Raw genomic sequence first — 7212 nt, 5'->3', positions numbered from 1 at the left:
GGCGGAGAACCGCCGGGCCGCGCCTCGCATCGTGATGCGCTTCAGCGAGCGGGGGACTGGTCCGCGGCCGCGCCAGGGACCGCGCGCGGCGCCATGAAATACATCCAGGCCAGCGCGAGGAAGTACGCGCAGGGGATCATGGTGAACAGCACCGAGTAGTTGTTGTGCGTCTTGGTCAGCACGTAGCCGACCAGCTGGGTCATGAACATGCCGCCGACGGCGCCCATCATGCCGCCGAAGCCGAACACGGAGCTGATGACTTCCTTGGGGGTGTAGTCCATCACCATGCTCCAGATGTTCGCGGTCCAGGCCTGGTGCGCGCCGATGGCGATCGAGATCGCGGCCACCGCCATCCACAGGCTGCTGGCGCCGGCGGCGAACACGATCATGGTGATGCAGGCGGCGAAGAGCAGCATCGACAGCAGCCGTGCCTTCACCGGCGCCATGCCCCGGCCGATCAGCAGCGACGACAGCGCGCCGCCGCCAACGCTGCCGATATCGGCGGCAAGGTAGATGACGATCAGCGGAATGCCCATCTGCGTCACGTTGATGCCGAGGCTGTACTGCTGGTTGAGGAACGGCGGCAGCCAGTAGAGATAGAACCAGAATACGGGGGCCGTGATGGTATAGGCCAGCGCGAAGGCCCAGGTGCCGCGCATGCGCAGGATGCGCGAGTACGGTGCCTTCTGCGGCGCGGGTTCCACGCCTTGCTGTACGTAGCGCAACTCGCCCTGGCTGACGCGCGGGTGCTGCTCGGGATCGTAGTAGTTGCGCACCCAGAACACCACCCAGATAAGGCCGAGCGCGCCGATGCAGAAGAAGGCGGCCTGCCAGCCCCAGGTCACGAGGATCAGCGGCAGCATGACCGGCGCGACCATGGCGCCGACGTTGGTGCCGGCATTGAACAGGCCCGTGGCCACGGCACGCTCGCCAGCCGGAAACCACAGCCGCGTGGTCTTGACGCAGGCGGGATAGTTGGCGGCTTCGGTCAGGCCCAGGAAGAAGCGGCAAACCATGAAGCCGACGGCCGACACCGCCAGGCCGTGCGCGCCGGCGGCGACGCTCCACAGCAGCACCGCGATCAGGAACGCGCGCTTCACGCCGACCTTGTCGATAAAGCGCCCCTGCGCCCCGAAGCCCACGGCATAGCCGACCTGGAACCAGAAGTTGATATTGGCATAGTCCTGGGCTGTCCAGTTCATGGCCTTGGCCAGCACCGGCTGCATCACACCCAGCGCCGCGCGGTCGATGTAGTTCAGCGTGGTGGCGAAGAACACCAGGGCCAGCATGCCCCAGCGCATCCGCCCGACGGCGAAGGCCGAGCGTATCTTGTCGCCAATCGTGCCGCCATGCGCGGGAAGTGGCGTGACAAGGTCCTTATGTGTCGTAGTCATGGGGGTGTCTCCGAGGATTTCCATTCTGTCTTGCGCCCTTGCCCTGGCATGGCGTCTGTGCTTTTGCGGCAGCGTGCCCGCTGCGTGGACGGCGAGCGGCCCGTTCAATCCGTTCAATCCGTTCAATCCGTTCAATCCGCTCAATCTTTTCAATCTTTTCAATAGGCGATCCTGGCAACGGCGCGCAACTCATCGGCCGTTGCCGTGCCGAAGCCGAAGAATTCCAGGTAGGCCGGAATCATTTCGAACAGCATGTCGGTGCCGACCTGGACCTTGCAGCCGCGCTCCATGGCGGCGCGCAGCAAGGGCGTGTATTCGGTCTTCATCACCACTTCGCCAACCCATGCCTGCGGATCGATGCGCGATATGTCGAAGGGCAGGGGATCCGTCTCGTTCATGCCCAGCGGCGTGGCGTTGACCACCACCTCGTAGCCGGCGGGGTCGTTGGCGCCCACGCTGACCTGCAGGCCCGGATAGTGCGACTGCAGGCGTGCCGCCAGCGCTTGCGCGGACGCATCGCGCGCGTCGAACAGCCCCAGCCGCGCCACACCGGCGGCAGCCAGCGACGCGGCTATGGCCGAACCGACGCCGCCGCAGCCCGAGACCAGCACGCTGGCGCCCTCCAGCCGGCAGCCCTTGCGCTGGATGCCTCGCACGAATCCGGCGCCGTCGAACTGATCACCCAGCAAGGTGCCGTCCTCGCGCAGCAGCACGGCATTGCAGGCGCCGGCGATGCGCGCGGTCGGAGTGAGCGCGTCCACCAGTTCCAGGGTGGCGACCTTGTGCGGCATGGTGATCAGCGCGCCGCGGATATTGGTCAGCCGGAACAGCGCGCGGAATCCGCTCGCGAAGTCCTCGGCTTTCAGGCCCATGGGCACCACCACGGCATTGATGCCGCGCTGCTCGAACCACGGGTTGTAGATCATCGGCGCCTTGAAGGACTCGGTGGGGTAGCCGATATGGGCGATGAGGGTGGTTTTGCCGTTGATCATGATGTGGACCGCGTTCGATGTGGATAGCCGAAGCTTAGGGGTTCGAGTGGCTTGTTCCAAGAGATTCAATCGCCATAATGCGCGATAGTTGGACGAAGGTGCGCGCTTATGGATCGAAATTCGGGTTTGCCCCCAGCGCTCGACCTACCCAGGCAAAGAGGCATGGCGAGACAAGGGTTTACGCTAGTTTCGTGCGTTCATCGTTCGCCCGCGCACGACTAGCGTGGCGGGCCGGGGCTGTTGCCATTGTTGTCGGCGGGGGCGGCGGATACGCTTCGGCTGCCGCCGTGCCCACCCGGTCCGGCGCGCGGGTCTTGCGGCCGGGCTAGAGCGAAGCCGGGGCCCTTGCTATGATGAATGACGCCACACCCGCAGCCACCACGGATTACACAAAGGAGCACGGACATGAGCCTGTCGGCAGACGCTTTTTCCCCGCGCGGCGACGATTTCCAGCCTTGGGGGAATCCGCTGGGCATCATGGGTTATGAGTTCATCGAATTCGCGTCTCCCGACCCCGTGGCGCTCGGGCGTACCTTCGAGCGGTTCGGCTTCCATGCCATTGCCCAGCACCGGCACAAGAACGTGAAGCTGTTCCGGCAAGGCGAGATGAACTTCATCGTCGACGCGGAGCCGGATTCCTTCGCTACCCGCTACGCGTCCGAATACGGCCTGTCGATCTGTGCGGTCGGCATTCGCGTGAACGATGCGGCAACGGCCTTCGCGCGCGCGATCGATGCGGGCGCATGGCCGTTCGAGGGCGGGACGGTGGGCCCCATGGAACTGAACATCCCCGCCATCCAGGGCATCGGCCAGTCGATCATCTATTTCATCGACCGCTGGCGCGGCAAGGAAGGCCGGCCCGGCGACGTGGGCGACATCTCCATCTACGACGTCGATTTCCGCTCGCTGTCCCATGCGGCTTCGGACGCCGCCGCGTCCACCGCAGCCGGCCTCACCCGCGTGGACCATCTGACGCAGGCGGTCGATCCGGGCCACCTGGACGAGTGGCTCGATTTCTACCGCAACGTGCTCGGGTTTCGCGAGATCCACGAAGTCAACGCCGGCTGGCATGTCGCCAGCGATTCACGCGTACTGCTCTCGCCCTGTGGCCTGATCCGCATCCCGATCTACGAGAAGGGCACGCAGCGGCACGACCAGATGGAGCACTACCTGTCCGGCCATCACGGCGAGGGTATCCAGCATATTGCACTGGCGACCGATGACCTGGTGGCCAGCGCGGCCGCGCTGGAACGCAACGGCGTGTGTTTCGTCGAGCCGCCCCCGGCCTATTACGAAACCGTGGACGCGCGCGTGCCCGGCCACGGGCTGGATCTGGCCGCGTTGCGGCGCTACGGCATCCTGGTGGATGGCGCGCAGCGCGACGACGGGACGCACGAGCGCTTCCTGCAAGCCTTCGCCCGGCGCGAGGCCGGCGAATTCTTCTTCGAGATCGTCCAGCGCGACGGCTACCACGGTTTCGGCGAGGGCAACCTGCCGGCGCTGGAAGCGGCCATGGCCCGCGCGCCCAGGTCGCCGGCGTGACGGCCATGGCGACCTGACCGGCCCGCGGATGGCCGCGCGGTGCCGGCGGCCACGCCAGGCCGCCAACGGCGATGCCGCACCGGCTTGACGGCACGGGCCTGCTCGCGGATAGTGCGGTTCCCGGCATCCCGCGCTCAGCGCGATGCCGGTGTCGTCCCAGCTTTTTTCCCCTTGTTTCAGGCCGTGCAGCCGCGGCCCTCGCGTTCGCCGTCACCATGAATCTTCGCCTTTCCGCTGTCTTTCCGGCATGCCCAACCCTTGCCCGGCTGATGCTGGCTCCGGCCCTGGCACTTTGCCTGGGCTTGCCCGCGTGCTCCCGGCAAGACACCACGCCCGCGGCGGCCGGCGCCTTGTCCGCCGAGGCCCCGCCGGCCTCCGCGGCCGTTGCGCAGGCCGACAGCCTCAAGCGCGAGGCCCTGATCCGGCTCGCCTTTCCCGGCTGGCGCGACGACGACAAGGGCCGCGTGGTGCGCGCCCGGTTGCCGGACCAGGAGTACAAGGGCAAGGGCGAGGCGCCGCTGGTGGAGGACACCATCGACGTCAAGCCGATCCAGGTAATCCGGCTGGATGACACCCACGCCGTGATGCTGACCGAAGGCGTGACCGTGGATGAAGGCGGCACGCGCAACGACAGCCACGCCGCGGGCGCCTGGCTGGGCGCGTATTTTTTCACGCGCAACGGTGAAGCCTGGCAACTGGACCGGCGCGTCGACGGCTATGACTACACCGGCGTGGAAGGCTCGCTGGGACAGTCATCCGTCACGAAGATCTCAGCCACGGATTTCGCGCTGACCCAGACCTGGGGCAGTTGCTGGCAGGGCTATTGCGGCAGTTGGGCCTCTGTCTATCGCCTGGCGCCGGGGCAGATATCGACCTTGCTGGACAGCGTGGCCATGAGCGCGGAAAACAGCGGTGCGCTTGAACCGTGCGCGGACGCGCTCGCTGGCAAGCCGCTCGCGCCCGCCGAACGCGGCACGGACAGCCAGGACGATGGCGAACAGGTCTGCTACCAGGTGGGGGGCAAGCCGGCCTTCGCGCTCGGCACGGATGCGCCGGGGGAGCTCACGCTGACGTTCCAGGGCGAGGAGGTCAAGGTGCCGGGCGGCGCGGCCAAGCCCCGGCGCCGCTCGCTGGACGCGGTGGTGCGCTATCGCTTCCAGGACGGCAGGTACCTGGTGAGCCAGGGCCAGAACCCGGTTCCCTCTTTCTGAGCATCCCAGGCCGGGGCGCGCCGCCGGGGCTTACCGGTGCTTGCGGGCGGTGCGCGGAAGGCGTAGCTTGTCGGCTTGCCGCCGCCGCGACGGCAAGACTCCCACGGTCCTGACCGCGCGCCGCCCGCCGCCGCCACTTCCCGAGCCGCGCCTGCACGCTTGCCGGCTCCGGAGTGCCCGTCCCACGCACTCAGAGAATCGCGCACCCATGACCGACATCCATCACGCCGCCGCCCAGGGTTTTTCCAGTCAGGCCGATACCTACGCCCGTGGCCGCCCCGACTATCCACCGGCGCTTGGCGCCTGGCTGGAACAGGAGCTTGGCCTGCCGGCCGGCAAGACCGTGCTGGACCTGGGCGCGGGCACTGGCAAGTTCAGCCGCCTGCTGCTGGCTACCGGCGCCACCGTGATCGCGGTCGAGCCGGTTGCGGCCATGCGCGCCCGGCTCAGCGCCGCGCTGCCCTCGGTGCAGGCGCTCGAGGGCACCGCCGAGGCCATCCCGCTGCCCGGCGCCAGCGTCGACGCGGTGGTCTGCGCGCAAGCCTTCCACTGGTTCGCCAACAGCGCCGCCATGGCCGAGATCGGCCGCGTGCTGCGCCCGGGCGGCAAGCTCGGCCTGGTCTGGAACGTACGCGACGAATCGGTCGACTGGGTGGCGAGGCTCACCGCCATCATGACGCCGTTCGAGGGCGATGCGCCGCGCTTCCACAAAGGCGACTGGAAGGCGGTGTTCCCTGCGGCCGGCTTTGGCGGACTGTCCCTGTCCGCCTTCCCCTACGAGCATGTCGGTCCCGCGCAGCAGGTGGTCGTGGACCGCGTGATGTCGGTCAGTTTCATTGCCTCGCTGCCGCCGGCGCAGCAGGACGCGGTGCGCGCGCGGCTGCAGGCCGTGATCGACGGCAGCCCGGCGCTGGCCGGCAAGCCGAGCGTGGCGTTTCCCTACCGGACCGAGGCGTATAGCTGTTGCCGATCATAAATTCTGCAGAAGGTGACCTCTGAATCCGCCAATGATCATCGGTCTAACTGACTGCGAAAGAGGAATCGCTGAGACAAGCCAAATGAATGGACTTGCTGGCGAAGTTGGGGGATCAACTCTACATCTCCAACGCAGAGGAAATACGATTGGGGATGGCGCGCAATCACCCGCGCTGCTGCTTTGACAAAGTACTGCTGTCCTTTCCCGTGAGGCCGTTGCCTGCGATTGCACGGTGCCGCGTACGGGTTTCTTCGATTGTGTACGTCCCGCGGCGCCGACGTCTGCCGTGAGTGATATCGGCAGCCTCACTTGGTACGTACCGGCCGATGGCGCCGTCGTGAGCAAACGCTGGCTGCAGTCGATGGCGCATCGTTCATGGAAGCCTTCAGTCATTCTCGCCGACGATCCCGGACCGGCCCCATAAGCGGGCTCACACCGTGGGGTCCGGTAACGCCACCGGCTCGCGCCAATGACGTGTCGGTCATCGCGGTGCAGCAGTTCCCTTTGTTGAGCAGAACCGTTTCTTTGCGAGCGCCGGGCCCATGCCCGGGCTTCGGAGGCTAAGAAGCCCAAGCCGATCGTCGGCGCCTTGCAAAGAATCGGTCAGTGGTGCCCAAAGCGCGGGCGCACCACGTCGACGTTGTGATCGTGCCCTGCTTTGTTCGCTGTCGCACCGAAGGCATGCTCTCAAACTTGCAACCATAGGGCGTAAGTCAAGCGACGGAAGGAATGCGAGACAAGAAGCTCGGAGACATACTGGCATGACGACCTGGCCCCCCCCGTGCATGGCTGCGCGGCATTTCCGCAAGCACCCTGGCGCGTTGCATCGCGCGACGTGTATGCGCGGGTCAGCGCCGGACCCGTCGATGCATCGCTGGCCACGCTCGATGGCTCGGTGGTCGATCAGGCCGGCCGGCAGTTGCGTCTGCAGGACATGCTGCAGGGCGGCGTTACGGCATTGCAAACCTGCTGGCGCGGGCCTGCACTACCGCAAGCGGACGAATTCGTGCGCATATGGAACGTCTGGCTCAGGCTTGACGGATCCCGCGACGGCCTAATCAAGAACAGTAGGTAACAGCCCCCATCCCCCAGCAAAC

At 66.6% G+C, this 7212-nt stretch carries 6 protein-coding genes; 4 read left to right on the top strand and 2 right to left on the bottom strand.

Translation table 11 applies throughout. The features are described 5' to 3' along the window. Nucleotides 1-41: 41 nt before the first annotated feature. A complete protein-coding gene (locus tag CF70_RS19780; protein WP_035868289.1) occupies nt 42-1394 on the bottom strand; it encodes an MFS transporter in 1353 nt (450 codons plus the stop codon). Nucleotides 1395-1552: 158 nt separating this feature from the next. Continuing rightward, entirely contained in the window at nt 1553-2386 is an 834-nt protein-coding gene (locus tag CF70_RS19775) for a shikimate dehydrogenase family protein (protein WP_035868286.1), read from the bottom strand. A 405-nt stretch (nt 2387-2791) separates the two neighbouring features. On the opposite strand from CF70_RS19775, the gene CF70_RS19770 reads away from it, so the two are divergent. The 4 genes from CF70_RS19770 to CF70_RS19755 all read left to right on the top strand — a co-directional run bounded on the left by CF70_RS19770 (nt 2792) and on the right by CF70_RS19755 (nt 7190). Then, entirely contained in the window at nt 2792-3928 is a 1137-nt protein-coding gene (locus tag CF70_RS19770) for a 4-hydroxyphenylpyruvate dioxygenase family protein (RefSeq protein WP_035868285.1), read from the top strand. A 215-nt stretch (nt 3929-4143) separates the two neighbouring features. Next, entirely contained in the window at nt 4144-5139 is a 996-nt protein-coding gene (locus tag CF70_RS19765; RefSeq protein ID WP_152561857.1) for a hypothetical protein, read from the top strand. A gap of 208 nt (nt 5140-5347) precedes the next feature. After that, nucleotides 5348-6115, top strand: coding sequence for a class I SAM-dependent methyltransferase (locus CF70_RS19760; RefSeq protein ID WP_035868278.1), 768 nt, complete (start codon nt 5348-5350; stop codon nt 6113-6115). Between the two features lie 835 nt (nt 6116-6950). Further along, nucleotides 6951-7190 carry a hypothetical protein gene (locus tag CF70_RS19755; protein ID WP_152561856.1) on the top strand — a complete coding sequence of 80 codons (240 nt, stop codon included), beginning with the start codon at nt 6951-6953 and terminating at the stop codon, nt 7188-7190. Nucleotides 7191-7212 lie beyond the last annotated feature (22 nt).

This window comes from Cupriavidus sp. SK-3, assembly GCF_000611145.1.
Classification (GTDB): domain Bacteria; phylum Pseudomonadota; class Gammaproteobacteria; order Burkholderiales; family Burkholderiaceae; genus Cupriavidus.
The sequence above is the reverse complement of the archived record's forward strand: the minus strand, read 5'-3'. Positions and strand labels throughout refer to the sequence as shown.

Excerpts from the sequence above, each read along its gene's own strand:
- CF70_RS19770 (WP_035868285.1), top strand. The coding sequence starts at position 2,792 with ATGAGCCTGTCGGCAGACGCTTTTTCCCCGCGCGGCGACGATTTCCAG.
- CF70_RS19780 (WP_035868289.1), bottom strand. The coding sequence starts at position 1,394 with ATGACTACGACACATAAGGACCTTGTCACGCCACTTCCCGCGCATGGC.
- CF70_RS19760 (WP_035868278.1), top strand. The coding sequence starts at position 5,348 with ATGACCGACATCCATCACGCCGCCGCCCAGGGTTTTTCCAGTCAGGCC.
- CF70_RS19765 (WP_152561857.1), top strand. The coding sequence starts at position 4,144 with ATGAATCTTCGCCTTTCCGCTGTCTTTCCGGCATGCCCAACCCTTGCC.
- CF70_RS19775 (WP_035868286.1), bottom strand. The coding sequence starts at position 2,386 with ATGATCAACGGCAAAACCACCCTCATCGCCCATATCGGCTACCCCACC.